Origin of the sequence: Pulveribacter sp., assembly GCF_032079985.1 — a bacterium.
Classification (GTDB): domain Bacteria; phylum Pseudomonadota; class Gammaproteobacteria; order Burkholderiales; family Burkholderiaceae_C; genus Melaminivora.
The window spans coordinates 270,509-283,560 of sequence record NZ_DAMATK010000001.1 but is presented as its reverse complement, the minus strand read 5'-3'; the positions used below and the strand labels follow the sequence as shown (position 1 = coordinate 283,560).

General features: G+C 71.2%; 15 protein-coding genes. 7 read left to right on the top strand and 8 right to left on the bottom strand.

All coding sequences use genetic code 11. From position 1 onward, the window contains the following. Window positions 1–103 precede the first annotated feature (103 nt). Together RT282_RS01355 and RT282_RS01350 are read left to right on the top strand one after the other, a co-directional pair. Window positions 104–733 carry a nucleotidyltransferase domain-containing protein gene (locus RT282_RS01355; RefSeq protein ID WP_313311310.1) on the top strand — a complete coding sequence of 210 codons (630 nt, stop codon included), beginning with the start codon at window positions 104–106 and terminating at the stop codon, window positions 731–733. After that, window positions 681–1,127, top strand: coding sequence for a DNA-binding protein (locus tag RT282_RS01350; RefSeq protein ID WP_313311308.1), 447 nt, complete (start codon window positions 681–683; stop codon window positions 1,125–1,127). The genes RT282_RS01355 and RT282_RS01350 overlap by 53 nt, the downstream gene beginning before the upstream one ends. Before the next feature lie 75 nt (window positions 1,128–1,202). Here the strand turns inward: RT282_RS01350 and RT282_RS01345 are convergent, their stop codons facing one another. The 3 genes from RT282_RS01345 to RT282_RS01335 are packed head-to-tail and all read right to left on the bottom strand — an operon-like array spanning window position 1,203 to window position 4,700. Next, window positions 1,203–1,532 carry a DUF4124 domain-containing protein gene (locus tag RT282_RS01345; protein ID WP_313311306.1) on the bottom strand — a complete coding sequence of 110 codons (330 nt, stop codon included), beginning with the start codon at window positions 1,530–1,532 and terminating at the stop codon, window positions 1,203–1,205. 28 nt (window positions 1,533–1,560) lie between these two features. Further along, the gene (locus tag RT282_RS01340) at window positions 1,561–1,755 is read right to left on the bottom strand and encodes a hypothetical protein (RefSeq protein WP_313311304.1); all 195 of its coding nucleotides are present in this window, start codon (window positions 1,753–1,755) and stop codon (window positions 1,561–1,563) included. After that, the gene (locus RT282_RS01335; RefSeq protein WP_313311302.1) at window positions 1,752–4,700 is read right to left on the bottom strand and encodes a DNA topoisomerase III; all 2,949 of its coding nucleotides are present in this window, start codon (window positions 4,698–4,700) and stop codon (window positions 1,752–1,754) included. Before RT282_RS01335 ends, RT282_RS01340 begins: the two co-directional genes overlap by 4 nt. 115 nt (window positions 4,701–4,815) lie before the next feature. Here RT282_RS01335 and RT282_RS01330 point away from each other — a divergent pair, with 115 nt between their 5' ends. The 3 genes from RT282_RS01330 to RT282_RS01320 are packed head-to-tail and all read left to right on the top strand — an operon-like array spanning window position 4,816 to window position 6,920. After that, window positions 4,816–5,325 (top strand): SET domain-containing protein, encoded by a 510-nt coding sequence (locus tag RT282_RS01330; RefSeq protein ID WP_312307322.1) that lies wholly within the window; start codon window positions 4,816–4,818, stop codon window positions 5,323–5,325. Beyond that, the gene (locus RT282_RS01325; protein WP_313311299.1) at window positions 5,322–6,164 is read left to right on the top strand and encodes a biotin--[acetyl-CoA-carboxylase] ligase; all 843 of its coding nucleotides are present in this window, start codon (window positions 5,322–5,324) and stop codon (window positions 6,162–6,164) included. Before RT282_RS01330 ends, RT282_RS01325 begins: the two co-directional genes overlap by 4 nt. Window positions 6,165–6,179: 15 nt before the next feature. Further along, window positions 6,180–6,920 carry an SPOR domain-containing protein gene (locus RT282_RS01320; protein WP_313311297.1) on the top strand — a complete coding sequence of 247 codons (741 nt, stop codon included), beginning with the start codon at window positions 6,180–6,182 and terminating at the stop codon, window positions 6,918–6,920. Window positions 6,921–6,968: 48 nt separating this feature from the next. Here RT282_RS01320 and RT282_RS01315 read toward each other — a convergent pair whose 3' ends face one another. From RT282_RS01315 to RT282_RS01305, 3 genes are all read right to left on the bottom strand, one after another. Then, entirely contained in the window at window positions 6,969–7,895 is a 927-nt protein-coding gene (locus RT282_RS01315) for an N-formylglutamate amidohydrolase (RefSeq protein WP_313312569.1), read from the bottom strand. Between the two features lie 21 nt (window positions 7,896–7,916). After that, complete coding sequence (locus RT282_RS01310) at window positions 7,917–8,882, bottom strand: tripartite tricarboxylate transporter substrate binding protein BugE (RefSeq protein WP_313311295.1); 966 nt, start codon at window positions 8,880–8,882, stop codon at window positions 7,917–7,919. A gap of 160 nt (window positions 8,883–9,042) precedes the next feature. After that, complete coding sequence (locus RT282_RS01305) at window positions 9,043–9,747, bottom strand: Crp/Fnr family transcriptional regulator (RefSeq protein WP_312756495.1); 705 nt, start codon at window positions 9,745–9,747, stop codon at window positions 9,043–9,045. A 209-nt stretch (window positions 9,748–9,956) separates the two neighbouring features. Here RT282_RS01305 and RT282_RS01300 point away from each other — a divergent pair, with 209 nt between their 5' ends. Together RT282_RS01300 and RT282_RS01295 are read left to right on the top strand one after the other, a co-directional pair. Continuing rightward, a complete protein-coding gene (locus RT282_RS01300) occupies window positions 9,957–10,286 on the top strand; it encodes a DUF4148 domain-containing protein (RefSeq protein ID WP_313311288.1) in 330 nt (109 codons plus the stop codon). A gap of 129 nt (window positions 10,287–10,415) precedes the next feature. Then, window positions 10,416–10,778 carry a DUF4148 domain-containing protein gene (locus RT282_RS01295; RefSeq protein WP_313311286.1) on the top strand — a complete coding sequence of 121 codons (363 nt, stop codon included), beginning with the start codon at window positions 10,416–10,418 and terminating at the stop codon, window positions 10,776–10,778. Here RT282_RS01295 and RT282_RS01290 read toward each other — a convergent pair. Together RT282_RS01290 and RT282_RS01285 are read right to left on the bottom strand one after the other, a co-directional pair. Continuing rightward, on the bottom strand, window positions 10,772–12,241 hold the full coding sequence (locus RT282_RS01290; RefSeq protein ID WP_313311284.1) for a sensor histidine kinase N-terminal domain-containing protein: 1,470 nt from the start codon (window positions 12,239–12,241) through the stop codon (window positions 10,772–10,774). The genes RT282_RS01295 and RT282_RS01290 overlap by 7 nt on opposite strands. Window positions 12,242–12,320: 79 nt before the next feature. Beyond that, window positions 12,321–12,995 (bottom strand): response regulator transcription factor, encoded by a 675-nt coding sequence (locus RT282_RS01285; RefSeq protein WP_312756491.1) that lies wholly within the window; start codon window positions 12,993–12,995, stop codon window positions 12,321–12,323. Between the last annotated feature and the right edge of the window lie 57 nt (window positions 12,996–13,052).

The window sequence follows — 13,052 nt, the reverse complement described above, 5'->3', positions numbered from 1 at the left end:
ATAGCTGCCAGCGCTTGTCCAACAAGCGTTTGAGGCCGATTTCATTTCAAACCTACTGCGCACCCTTGCCGCCTGAAGCCTTAAAGGCAACAATCGTCGCCTTATGAGCAACACCCAGGATGCAATGAACCTGCTGTTCCCGGCCCAGCGCCAGCAGGTGCTGGCGGCGCTTGTGCTACAGCCGGGCCACAGCCTGCACCTGCGCGAGCTGGCGCGGCTGACCGGCAGCCATGCCGGCACGCTGGGACGCGAGCTGGGCAAGCTGGCGCAGGCCGGGCTGCTGCTGCGCAGCGATCAGGGCAACCAGGCACGTTACAGCGCCAACGTGCAGCATCCGCTGTTTCCTGAGCTGTCGGCCATGTTCCGCAAGACCCACGGCGTGGTGCCCGCGCTGCGCACGGCGCTGGAGCCGCTGGCGGGGCAGATCGCGCTGGCGTTCGTCTACGGCTCCCTGGCCAGCGGCACCGCCACGCAGCACAGCGACGTGGACGTGCTGCTGGTGGGCAGCGCCGACTTCGTGGCCGTGGTGCAGGCGATGTACCCGCTGCACGAGGCCCTGGGGCGCGAGGTGAACCCGGTGCTCTGGGCGCCGCAGGAACTGGCCGACAAGGCGCGGGCGGGCGACGCCTTCGTGCGCGACGTGCTGCGCAAACCCAAACTGTGGATCAAGGGAGGCGACGATGAGCTTGAGCAACTTGCAGGCCATCGGCCGACTGCAGGCGCAGCCGCCTGACCCGGCGGCAATGGCCAGGCTGCTGCAGGCGGCGCGGCAGAACCTGGCCGATGCGCGGCTGGCGCAGGTCAGCAGCGGCAACCGCTTCGACGCGGCCTACAAATGCATCATGCAGTGCGCCATGCTGGGCCTGTGGGCCCACGGCTGGCGCACCTCCACCAGCCAGCCCGGCCACCACCAGACGGCCATCCAGACGCTGGACCAGACCCTGGGCGTGTCCAAACAAGACCTGATCGTGCTGGACGCCCTGCGCCGCCAGCGCAACGTGAACGACTACGAAGGCGATCCCATCGCCGACGCCACCCTGCACGCCTGCCTGCAGGCGGCGGAAAAACTGCTGGGGCACACGCTGCGCTGGCTGCGGACGGAACACCCGGAATGGGAGCTGGCATGAATCCCCGCGCGGCCTGCAACCATCCATTGCATAGCTGCTGGCGCTTTCCCCACAAGCGCTGGGAGTAACGCGCAGTCAGCGCCCGGGCAGCGAGGTCACCGCCCCTTCCACCACCATCTCCCGGCTGCCCGCCGGGCAGGCTTGGTCGGTATAGACGACGCGGCCATCCGCCTGCACGCACTTGCGCGGCTGCGGGGCCGAGGCGGCGCTGGCAGGAGCTCCCGCGCCCCGCTTGTGCGCGGGCAGGGTCTCGGTGCCGGGCCGCGTCACGCGGCGCCAGGCCTGCTCGGCCCAGGGGCCGGCGTGGGGCAGCCACTGTTCGGACGTCCGCCAGGCCGCCGTGGCACCGGCCAGGGCCAGCACGGCCAGGGCGGACCAGGCGGCGCGTTCGCGGGGGCTGCGCATGGGGCGGATGGAGGCGGGCGGCGGGCGTTCAGCGCGAGCGCTGCGTGCTGACGTTCACGTCCACCGTGCCGAACACGGTGACGCCGCTGCCGTCGCCCTGCTGGCTGTCCGGCGCGCCGGACTGGCGCGCGCCGCTGCCCGTGGCCGTACAGCCGGCCAGGGCGGCGGCGATGGCCAGGGCGGCCAGCACGGCGGTGGTGGGCCGCGCCAGCGCCGGCTTCATGCCTCGCCCCCTAGGTGCTTGCCCAGGATGCCAGCCAGCTCGAACATGCCCACGCGGTCCTTGCCGAAGACGGCGCGCAGCTTGTCGTCGGCATTGATGCTGCGCTTGTCCTGCGGGTCCTGCAGGTTGTGGGCCTTGATGTAGTCCCAGGTCTTCTTCATGGCCTCGGTGCGGGCGATCGGCTCCGCGCCGATCACGGCGGCCAGCGCGGCGCTGGGGGTCTTGCCGGCGGCGGTGCTGGGCTTGCGCGGGGCCTTGGCGGCGGCGGTTTTCTTGGCGGCGGGTTTTGCGGCCTTTTTGGCTGCAGCGCCCGTCTTCGCTGCGCTGGCAGCTCCTGTTTTGCTAGCAGCCGCAGCCCCGCCGGCTGTCTTGCGCGGCGGGTACTTGCTGTCGCGCTGCTCGAATTCGAAGTTGACCTTGCCGGCGGCGGCGTCCCAGGCCAGGAAGGCCTTGAACGGGCGGCGCGTGCGCAGACTGACGAACTTGTCCAGCAGGTCGGTCTTGCCGGTGGCCAGCAGCTTGTGCATCTGCGCGCGCTCCACAGGCTGCTGCAGGATGATCTTGCCGCTCTTGAAGGTGCAGCTGGGCGTGGGCTGCTGGGCCGTGGGCACGGCGCGGCTGCAGACGTAGTTGCTGCCGTGCTCGTACACCGGGGCGCCGCAGACGGGGCAGTTGCCCAGGCTCTCCTGGCCGGAGAAGTCCACCGCCTCGCCGCCGCCCTCGCCGGCGGCCGCGTCGTCACCGAAGTCGAACTCCAGCTTGTAGTTGCCTGCCTCCTCGTCGCGCACGATGGCGACTTCGGCCGTGAAGGGCCAGCCGGCCTTGGAGCGGAAGCCCTCCAGCGGGCCGATGCGGCGCTCGCGCAGCAGCTCTTCGGCCTCGGCCGTCTCGAAGGTGCGGCCGGCGGGCGACTTGGTGAACGAGAAGCCGCAGCCCTCGCCGTTGCCGCCCGGGCCCGTGCAGGCATAGCGGCGGTAGTTTTCCTTGACCACGCCGCCGCAGTTCGGGCAGGGCGAGGCGAGCGTGGCGTAGTCGCCGGGGATGCTGTCGCGGTCGTACTCCTTGGCCTTGCGGACGATCTTCTCCGTCATGGCCTGGATCTGCTGCATGAAGGTGTCGCGGGGCAGCTCGCCGCGCTCCATCTGCGCCAGCTTGTATTCCCACTCGCCCGTCAGCTCGGCGCGCGACAGCTCATGCACGCCCAGGCCGCGCAGCAGCGTCATCAGCTGGAAGGCCTTGGCCGTGGGGATCAGCTCGCGGCCCTCGCGCAGCATGTACTTCTCGCTCAAGAGGCCTTCGATGATGGCGGCGCGCGTGGCGGGCGTGCCCAGGCCCTTTTCCTGCATGGCGCTGCGCAGCTCCTCGTCCTCGACCTGCTTGCCGGCGCTCTCCATGGCGCCCAGCAGCGTGGCTTCGCTGTAGCGTGCGGGCGGCTTGGTCTTCAGGCCCTTGGCCTCGGCGGATTCGGTCAGTGGGCGCTCGCCCGGGCGCACAGCCACCAGGGGCTGGCCCTTCTCGCCGTCCTTGCCGCCCTCGGTTTCGCTGGCAGCCTCCTTGCCGTAGATGGCCAGCCAGCCGGGGCGGACCAGCACCTTGCCGTCGGTGCGGAAGGCGTGCTCGGCCACGCGGCTGATGCGCGTCGTGACCAGGTATTCGGCGCTGGGGAAGAACACCGCCAGGAAGCGCCGCACCACCAGGTCGTAGAGCTTTTGCTCGGCCTCGGACAGGCCGCTGGGCGCCTGCGTGGTGGGGATGATGGCGAAGTGGTCGCTGACCTTGCTGTTGTCGAAGATGCGCTTGGACGGCCGCACATAGCCCTCGTCCAGCGCCTGCTGGGCGAAGGGCGCCAAGTGGCGCATGCCGCTGGTCGCCAGCATGCCGAACGTGTTTTTGGCCACCGGCAGGTAGTCCTCGGGCAGGGCGCGCGAGTCGGTACGTGGGTAGGTCAGCGCCTTGTGCCGTTCGTACAGGCTTTGCGCCAGCGCCAGCGTGGTCTTGGCCGAGAAGCCGAAGCGCCCGTTGGCCTCGCGCTGCAGGCTGGTCAGGTCGAACAGCAGGGGCGAGGCTTGCGTGGTGGGCTTGGCTTCCTCGGTGACGGTGGCGGGCTTGCCGCGCACGGCGTCCGCGATCGCCAGCGCGTCGGCGTGCGACCAGAGGCGGTCGGCGCGGGCCTCGGGGTCTTCGCTCTTCCTCCACTGCGGGTCGAACCACTTGCCCAGGTACAGGCCGGCCTCGGCGGCAAAGCCGGCATGCACCTCCCAGTAGTCGCGCACGACGAACTTGCGGATCTTTTCCTCGCGCTCCACCACCAGCGACAGCGTGGGCGTCTGCACCCGGCCGACGGTGGTCAGGAAGAAACCGCCGCCCTGCGAGTTGAACGCCGTCATGGCGCGCGTGCCGTTGATGCCCACCAGCCAGTCGGCCTCGCTGCGGCTGCGCGCGGCGTCGGCTAGGCCGCGCATCTGCGCGTCGCTGCGCAGGTTGGCGAAGCCGTCGCGGATGGCCTGCGGCGTCATGCTCTGCAGCCACAAGCGGCGCACGGGTTTGCCCAGACCGCCCTTGGCGCCGCCGGCGTACTGCTCGATCAGGCGGAAGATCAGCTCGCCTTCGCGCCCCGCGTCGCAGGCGTTCACCAACTCGGTCACGTCCTTGCGCTTGGCCTGCTTGACCACCGCGTTCAGGCGGCTCTTGGTCTTGTCCACCGGCTTCAGGTCGAAGTACGGGGGGATGACGGGCAGGTGGGCAAAGCTCCACTTGCCGCGCTTCACGTCGAACTGTTCGGGCGCCTGGATTTCCACCAGGTGGCCCACGGCGCTCGTGACCACGTAGCGCTCGTTCTCGAAATGGTCTTCGTGCTTGTCGAACTTGCCCGCCACGGGCGTGAGGGCCCGCACGATGTCTTGTGCCACCGAGGGCTTTTCTGCGATTACCAGAGTCTTGCTCATATCTTTTTCCAACGACCGAATGCACCACGGCCCATGCCTACAATGGCCGCCTTCGCGTGCGCACGCACGCGCACACCTGTGTGCATATCCACGCTAACAGAGTTTTTTTCGCCCCATGCCCGCCAAGCCCCATGCCACTCCCAAGCCTGCCGCAGGGCGGCGCATCCAGACGCGGCGCTCGGGCGTGCACGGCAAGGGCGTGTTCGCCGTGCAGCCCATTGCCGAGGGCGAGGTCATCATCGAGTACACGGGCGAGGTGATCAGCTGGGACGAGGCGCAGGCGCGCCATCCGCATGACCCGAAGCAGCCCAACCACACGTTTTACTTCCACGTCGATGAAGACCGCGTGATCGACGCAAAGTTCGGCGGCAACTCCTCGCGCTGGATCAACCACAGCTGCGACCCCAACTGCTGGGCCGACGAGCGGGACGGCCGCATCTTCATCACCGCGCTGCGCAACATCGCCGCCGGCGAGGAGCTGAACTACGACTACGGCCTGATCATCGAAGAACGCTACACGAAAAAGCTCAAGGCCGAGTACCCCTGCTGGTGCGGCGCCGCCCACTGCCGCGGCACGCTGCTGGCCCCCAAGCGCGGCTGGTCGCCGCCGGGGCCACGAGCGTGAGCGCCGCCGCCCTCATCCCGTCCTGGCCGGCGGAGGACATCTGGCAGCAGGTCGAGCCGCTGCTGCCCGGCTTTTCCGTGGAGGTGCTGGCCAGCGTCGACTCGACCAGCAGCGAACTGATGCGCCGCGCCCGCGCCGGCCGCACCGAACCCACGCTACTCGTGGCCGAGACGCAGACCGCCGGCCGCGGCCGTCTGGGCCGCCAGTGGCGGAGCGCCGGCGCCTATGAGGGCACGGGCGTGGTGCCGGCGCTGACCTTCTCGCTCGGGCTGATGCTGGCGCCGCAGGACTGGTCCGGCCTGTCGCTGGCCGTGGGCGTGACGGTGGCCGAATGCCTGGACGGTGCCAGCGCCGAACCGCGCATCCGCCTGAAGTGGCCCAACGACCTGTGGCTGGCCGGCGATCGCAAGCTCGGCGGCATCCTGGTGGAGACCGCCACCTACGCCGGCGGCCCGGCCGCTGCCGATGCGCAGCAGGGCCGCTACGTGGTCGTGGGCATCGGCCTGAACGTGCTGCCGGTGCTGGCCGACGGCCTGGCCACGCCGCCCGGCTGCCTGCGCGAGGTGGACGGCAACCTGACCGCCGCGCGCGCGCTAAAGCGCCTGGCCCTGCCGCTAGTGCAGGCGCTGCTGGGCTTTGCCGAGCACGGCTTCGCCCCTTTTCAGCCGCGCTTTGCCCGACGCGACGTGCTGGCCGGGCGCGGCGTGACCCTGTCCAACGGCCAGCAGGGCACGGCCCACGGCGTCAGCGACGAGGGCGCGCTGCTGGTGCACACCGCCGCCGGCATGCAGGCCATCACCAGCGCCGAGATCAGCGTGCGCCCCGCCGCGGGCGCCTGAACGACACCAGCACCCATGCTGCGCCTTGCCGTCATCCTCTTGCTGCTGGCCAATGCCGGCTACTACGCCTGGTCCGCCGGCCTGCTGCAGGGCTGGGGCCTGGGCCCGGTGAGCGACGCCGAGCCGCAGCGCCTGCAGCAGCAGGTCGAGCCGCAGAAGCTGCGCCTGCTGGCACCCCAGACCGGTGCGTCCAGCGCGCCCGTTGCCGCCCCTGCATCCGCCCCTGCGCGTCCGGCCTCCACGGCTTCCGCGGCGCCGGCACATGGCACGCCTGCCATCGGCGCCAGCACCGCTGCCGCCGCGCCCCAGCCCGCCGTCTGCCTGCAGGCGGGCACGTTCGACGCGCGCCAAGCCGATGCGCTGCGCGCCTCGCTGGCCGCCTGGGCCCCGGGCAGCTGGCAACTGGAGGAGACGGCCATCGCCGGCCGCTGGATGGTCTACATGGGGCGCTTCCCGGACGAGGAGATCGTCGCGCGCAAGCGCGCCGAGCTGCGCGCGCTGAAGATCGACTACGACCGGCCCGGTCCGGCGCTGGAGCCCGGCCTGTCGCTGGGGCGCTTTTCCAGTGAGGAGGCGGCCCAGCGCGGCCTGGCGCAGCTGGCCAGCCAGGGCGTGCGCACCGCCCGCGTGGTGCAGGAACGGCCCGACGCGACCGCCTACACCCTGCGCCTGCCGGCGGTGGACGACGCGCTGCGCCCGCGCCTGGAGGCGCTGCAGCCGGCGCTGTCGGGCAAGGCGCTGCGGCCCTGCGCCTGACCCGCTGCTGATCCACGCCCGGGGCTGCGCGGGCCGCGCCCGCCCCCCTCAGGCGCCGCGCGGGTCGGTGACCAGCAGCAGCTGCACCAGTGCGCGCAGATCGCCCTGCAGCCGCTCGAAGCCGGCCGGCTCGATGGCCAGGGTCTGCTCGTCCATGTAAAGCCGGCGGTTGATCTCCAGCTGGATGCTGTGGCGCTGCTCGGCCGGGCGGCCGTAACGGCGCACCAGCTCCACCCCCTTGTACGGGTGGTTGTAGTCCACGGTGTAGCCGCGCTCACGCAAAAACGCCACGATGCGCTGCGACAGCGCCGGGCTGGCGGTGCTGCCGTCGCGGTCGCCCACCACGAAGTCGGCGTGCACCAGGCCCGGGTGCAGCGTGGCGTGGCTGGCGGACACGGCGGGCATGGAGTGGCAGTTCAGGTGCAGGCTGTAGCCGTGGCGCGCGTGCGCGGCGTCGATCTCGGCGGCCACCGCCGCGTGGTAGGGGCGCCAGCAGCGCTCGATGCGCGCGCGCACCTCGGCCACGCTCAGCGGCCGGTCGTAGATGGGCCGGCCGTCGTCCGTCAGCTTCCAGACCAGGCCCTTGCCCAGCCGCACCTTCTGCAGCACCGCCGGGTCGGTGGCCAGGGCGTCGGGCCAGGGGCCGTCCAGCAGCGAGGCGTCCAGCTCGGTCACGTCGCGGTTAGCGTCCAGGTAGATGCGCGGGAAGTGCGCCTCCACCCAGCCCACGCCCAGCGCCGGGGCGAAGGCGTAGAGCTTTTCCACGTGGGTGTCCTCGGCGCGGCGCAGCTCGGGCAGCGGCAGCGCGGCGCGGAAGTCCTCGGGGTAGACGGTGCCGCTGTGCGGCGAATCCAGCACCAGCGGCGTGCGCCCCGGGACGCTGGAGACCATGGACGGCGCGGGCTGCGCCGCACCGGCCGCGCCAGGTTCGGGATGCAGGTACCGGCGCGGGTTCAGTCTCGGTGCGGCAGGCATGGGCACGGCACTCCCTGCGGGTCAGTCCAGCTTGATCTTGGCATGGGCCGCCACGTCCTTCATCTTGGCGATCTCGCGCTCGATCTGCGCCGAGAACTCGGCCGGCGTGGTGCCCGAGGCATACAGCCCCTGGCCCGCCAGGCGTTCGCGCACGGCCGGCTCCTGCACCGCCTGGGCCACGGCCTGCTGCACGCGCTGCACCTGCGCGGCCGGGGTGGACTTGGGCGCCACCAGGCCGAACCAGGAAGCGTCGTTGGCCTGCGCGTAGCCCAGCTCGGCGTAGGTGGGCACGTCGGGCAGCACGTCCAGGCGCTGCGGCCAGGACACGGCCAGCGCCTTGAGCTTGCCGGCCTTCACGTGCGGCAGCGACGAGGCCACCTGGTCGAAGTACACCGCCACCTGCCCGCCCAGCACGTCGTTGATGGCCGGGCCCGCGCCGCGGTAGGGGATGTGCACCATGCTGGTGCCCGTGGACGTCTTGAACAGCTCGCCCCACATGTGGCCGATGGTGCCGGTGCCGGGCGTGGCGTATTCCACCTTGCCCGGGTTCATCTTCAGGTAGCGCACCAGGTCGGCGAAGTCCTTGACGGGCAGCACCTTGGGGTTGACGACGATGATGCCCGGGGCCTTGACGATCTCGGTCACGCCCGAGAAGTCCTTGATCGGGTCGTAGGGCAGGCGCGTCAGCACCGCCGGGTTCACGCCGTGGGTGGACAGCGTGGCCACGCCGAAGGTCAGCCCGTCGCTGGCGCGCGCCACGTCGGCCATGCCAATGGAGCCGCCCGCGCCGGCCTTGTTCTCGATGACCACCGGCTGGCCCAGCAGGCGCTGCAGGGGTTCCTGCAGCGAGCGCCCGGCGATGTCGGTGGCGCCGCCCGGCGGGAAGGGCACGACGATGCGCAGGGGCTTGGTGTTGTCCTGGGCCCAGCCCGTTCCAGAGATTGCACAGGTGATGGCGAAGGTCGCCAGCAGGTTGCGCCGCAGCATGGGTTGACTCCTTGTTGTGTTGTAGGTTGAGCGGCGAAGATACCCGAGGCGCACCGACGGCCCCGCGCAGGTTTCCGTACCGGCGCGCCCACATTGCAAGCCAAATCGGCCTCCAGCGCTTGCCAGTCAAGCGCCGGCAGCTATCACTATGTGAGCACAGCTACAGCAGCAGCGCCTGCAGTCCCGCCACGTCGGCCACCACCAGCGCGCGCCGGCCCTCGCGGCGCAGCAGGCCGCGCCGGACCAGGGCCGACAGCTCGCGCGTAACCTGCTCGCGGCTGGTGCCGATGCGGCTGGCCAGCTCGGCGTGCAGCGGCGCGGGGGCGATGTGCGCCGCGTTGTCCCGCACGCCCGCCTCCTGCGCCAGGCGCAGCAGTTCGCTGTGCAGGCGCGACTGCACGGCCAGCGTGCTCAGCTCCACCACGCGGCCGGCCAGCTGGCGCACGGCGGCGGTCAGAAAACGCACGATGCGCTGCGCCACCAACGGCTCCCGGTGCAGCAGCGCCACGAACTGCGCCGCCTCCAGGCTGGCCAGCAGCGTGGGCTCCAGCGCCACCACGTCGGCCGCGCGCGGCGCGCCGTCCAGCGCCGCCAGGGTGCCGAAGTGCGCTCCCATGCCGCAGTCCTGCAGCGTCACCTCGCGCCCGCGCACGGCGTCGTAGCTGGCGATGCGCACGCGCCCGCTGAGGACGAAGAACACGTCGTTGGCGCGCGCCGCTTCGGTGACCAGGGTCTGGCGCGCCTCCAGGCGGTGCCAGCGGCACTGCTGGGCCAGCTCCGCCAGGCAGTCCGGGTCCAGCCCCTGCAGCAGGCGCACGCGGCGCAGCGCCAGGCTGGAGCGCTGGGGCGGGGAGGTGTCGGGCATGGCGGGGAACGGAGGAAATGGCGGACGCCGCAGTGTGCGCCAGGAACGCCCCCGGCCACCGCGACATGGCCAAACGTGTGCGTAAACGCACCGACAAAAGCGCCGGCGGAAAAGAAACTGCATCCCATGCCCAGCGCAAAGGCCTCCGCCGCCGCGCAGGGCGCCGTCTCTCTTTCTCTTCAACCGTCACCCCTGAAGAAACGCACACCATGAAGAACATCGCCCTGCGCAGCGCCCTGGCCGTCGCCGCCGTGTCCGCCGCCGCCCTGTCGGCCCCTGCCTTCGCCCAGGAGGCCGCACAGCAGGCCCCGGGCCTGTCGCGCGCCGAGGTGCTGGCCGACCTGGCCCTGCACCGCCGCGCCGGCCTGGACGCCCAGGGCTCCAGCGAGATCCTGCCCGTGGGCAACGCCGACCATGAACGCCGCCTGGCCGAGTACCAGCGCCTGCGCAGCGGCCCCGAGTACCTGGCCGAGGTGCGCCGCTTCGGCGGGGCGGCCAGCACCGTGGCCGGCGAGGCCGGCACCCAGCGCGTGCAGTAGCGGCCGGCCGCCCGTAGCCCGCCAGTGGGCATGGGCGTGCGCGGTTTTCCGACAGGCGGCCCCGCCCCCCGGGGTTCAGATGGGCCTGCCGTTTTTCTCCCACCCACCCAAATACAAGGAATCACAGCCATGAAGATCACTGTTCGCAACACCCTTTGCGCCATCGCCCTCGCAGGCACCGCACTGGCCCTGCCGGCCATGGCCACAGAGTCGCAGGAGGCCTGGGGCAACGAGGCCGTGCAGATGCAGATGCAGTCCGGCTCGGCCGTCTCGCGCGCCGAGGTGCTGGCCGACCTGTCGCTGTGGCGCCGCGCCGGTCTGGAAGCGCTGAGTACCGGCGAGGCTGGGCCCTTGGGCAACCCGCAGGAGCAGCAGCGCATGGCCGAGTACCAGCGCCTGCGCAGCGGGCCGGCCTACCTGGCCGAAGTGCAGCGCCTGGGCGGCGACGCCAGCGACGTGGCCGCCTACGGCAGCCAGCGCCAGGCTTACTGACCGGCCGGCGCCGGCCGATTGGGGCCGGCGCGGCTGGCGGCAAAGCGCAGCGTGAATCGCGCCCCGGGCATGACCGCGCCGGGGCGCACGTCTTCCAGCACCACCTCCACGCCGTGCTGGCGCGCGATCTCGCGCACGATGGGCAGGCCCAGGCCGGAGCCGTCGGCGTCCGTGCCCAGGGCGCGGTAGAAGGGCTGGAAGACCAGTTCGCGCTCGCTCTCGGGCACGCCCGGGCCGCTGTCTTCGATCTGCACCAGCACCACGCGGCCGAAGGTGTCGGGCAGCACGCGCGCCGTGACCACGCCGGCCTGGCTGGCGCTGGAGGGCGTGTAGTTGATGGCGTTGTCCAGCAGGTTGCGCGCCAGCTCCTTGAGCAGCAGCGGATTGCCGTCGGCCCACACGCCGGGGCTGCCGGGCTCGGGGCCGTCGTACCCTAAGTCGATACGCCGTGCCAGAGCGCGCGGCACGGCGTCCTGCACCACTTCGATGATGAGCTGCGCCATGTCCACCGGCTGGTGCTGTAGCGCGGCCGCGCTGCCCTCGGCGCGCGCCAGCGCCAGCAGCTGGTTGACGGTGTGCGTGGCGCGGATGGACGAGCGGCCGATCTGCTTGAGCGACTGCTTCAGCTCCTCGGTGCTGGTGCCCTCGCGCTGGGCCAGGTCGGCCTGCATGCGCAGGCCGGCCAGGGGCGTCTTGAGCTGGTGCGCGGCGTCGGCCAGGAAGCGTTTTTGCGTGGCCATAGATTCGTGCAGCCGGCGCAGCAGGTCGTTGACCGAGTCCACCAGCGGCGCCACTTCCATGGGCACGGACTTGTCATTCAGCGGCGACAGGTCGTCGGGTTTGCGCGCGCGGATGCGTTCTTCGAGCTGGTGCAGCGGCTTGATGCCCCGGGCCAGGGCCAGCCACACCAGCAGCACGGCCAGCGGCAGGATGACGAACTGCGGCAGCATCACGCCCTTGATGATCTCGGTGGCCAGCACGCTGCGCTTGGAGCGCGTCTCGGCCACCTGCACCAGCGCGGCAGGCGCGTCCGGCAGCGGCACGCGCACCCAGATGTAGGCCACGCGGATGTCCACGCCGCGCAGCTCGGCGTCCCGCAGGCGCACCTCGGCGGACGAGGGGCGCTCGTCGTGCGGCGGCGCGGGCAGGTCGCGCTCGCCGGCCAGGTATTCGCCCGTGGGCGACAGCACCTGGTAGTACACGGCGTCGGACTCGTCGGCGCGCAGCAGCTCGCTGGCCGGCTGGGGCAGGCTGAACAGCACCTTGCCCTGGTGCGTGGTGACGAACTGGGCCAGGGCGTGGGCGTTGTATTCCAGCGCGCGGTCGAACGGCTTGTTGGCCAGGCCCTGGGCCACCAGCCAGGTCAACGCCAGGCTGACGGGCCACAGCAGCAGCAGCGGCGTGAGCATCCAGTCCAGGATCTCGCCGAACAGGGAGCGCTGCTCGCGTTGGAAGATGTTCAAGGCAGGCCCTGCGGGTTTTAGGTCTTTTCCGCCTCCAGCGCCCGTCCATCAAGCGCCAGCAGCTATCAAAGCGTGAGCATCAGCCGGCGATCTTTTCCAGGCAGTAGCCCAGCCCGCGCACCGTGGCGATGCGGATCGGGCCGCGCTCGATCTTCTTGCGCAGGCGGTGGATGTAGACCTCGATGGCGTTGTTGCTCACCTCCTCGCCCCACTCGCACAGGCGCTCGACCAGCTGCTCCTTGGACACCAGCCGGCCGGCGCGCTGCAGCAGCACCTCCAGCAGGCCGAGTTCGCGCGCCGACAGCTCCACCAGCTTGCCATCGATGGTGGCCACGCGCCCGGCCTGGTCGTACACCAGCGGGCCGTGGCGGATGGCGCTGCTGGTGGCGCCCATGCCGCGGCGCGTGAGGGCACGCACGCGCGCCTCCAGCTCCTGCAGCGAGAAGGGCTTGGCCATGTAGTCGTCGGCGCCCAGGTCCAGGCCCTTGACGCGCTCGTCGATGCCGTCGGCGGCCGTGAGGATCAGCACCGGCAGCGCCGAGCCGCGCCCGCGCAGGCGCTTCAATACCTCCAGCCCGTGCATCTTGGGCAACCCTAAGTCCAGGATCAGCAGGTCGAACTCGTTGTTGGTCATCAAGGCGGCATCGACCTCGGTGCCGCTGGCCACGTGGTCCACCACCGCGCCCGAGCCGCGCAGGCTGCGCAGCAGGCCATCGGCCAGCACCTGGTCGTCTTCGGCAATGAGGATGCGCATGGGTGGAGTCTCCTGGTGCTGTTGCTGCGTGGGCGGCGCGCGCCGCGCGGACAAATT

Bases quoted from the DNA above. Each gene is read 5' to 3' on its own strand.
- RT282_RS01355 (WP_313311310.1), top strand. From the start codon at position 104: ATGAGCAACACCCAGGATGCAATGAACCTGCTGTTCCCGGCCCAGCGC.
- RT282_RS01350 (WP_313311308.1), top strand. From the start codon at position 681: ATGAGCTTGAGCAACTTGCAGGCCATCGGCCGACTGCAGGCGCAGCCG.
- RT282_RS01345 (WP_313311306.1), bottom strand. From the start codon at position 1,532: ATGCGCAGCCCCCGCGAACGCGCCGCCTGGTCCGCCCTGGCCGTGCTG.
- RT282_RS01340 (WP_313311304.1), bottom strand. From the start codon at position 1,755: ATGAAGCCGGCGCTGGCGCGGCCCACCACCGCCGTGCTGGCCGCCCTG.
- RT282_RS01335 (WP_313311302.1), bottom strand. From the start codon at position 4,700: ATGAGCAAGACTCTGGTAATCGCAGAAAAGCCCTCGGTGGCACAAGAC.
- RT282_RS01330 (WP_312307322.1), top strand. From the start codon at position 4,816: ATGCCCGCCAAGCCCCATGCCACTCCCAAGCCTGCCGCAGGGCGGCGC.
- RT282_RS01320 (WP_313311297.1), top strand. From the start codon at position 6,180: ATGCTGCGCCTTGCCGTCATCCTCTTGCTGCTGGCCAATGCCGGCTAC.
- RT282_RS01315 (WP_313312569.1), bottom strand. From the start codon at position 7,895: ATGCCTGCCGCACCGAGACTGAACCCGCGCCGGTACCTGCATCCCGAA.
- RT282_RS01310 (WP_313311295.1), bottom strand. From the start codon at position 8,882: ATGCTGCGGCGCAACCTGCTGGCGACCTTCGCCATCACCTGTGCAATC.
- RT282_RS01305 (WP_312756495.1), bottom strand. From the start codon at position 9,747: ATGCCCGACACCTCCCCGCCCCAGCGCTCCAGCCTGGCGCTGCGCCGC.
- RT282_RS01300 (WP_313311288.1), top strand. From the start codon at position 9,957: ATGAAGAACATCGCCCTGCGCAGCGCCCTGGCCGTCGCCGCCGTGTCC.
- RT282_RS01295 (WP_313311286.1), top strand. From the start codon at position 10,416: ATGAAGATCACTGTTCGCAACACCCTTTGCGCCATCGCCCTCGCAGGC.
- RT282_RS01285 (WP_312756491.1), bottom strand. From the start codon at position 12,995: ATGCGCATCCTCATTGCCGAAGACGACCAGGTGCTGGCCGATGGCCTG.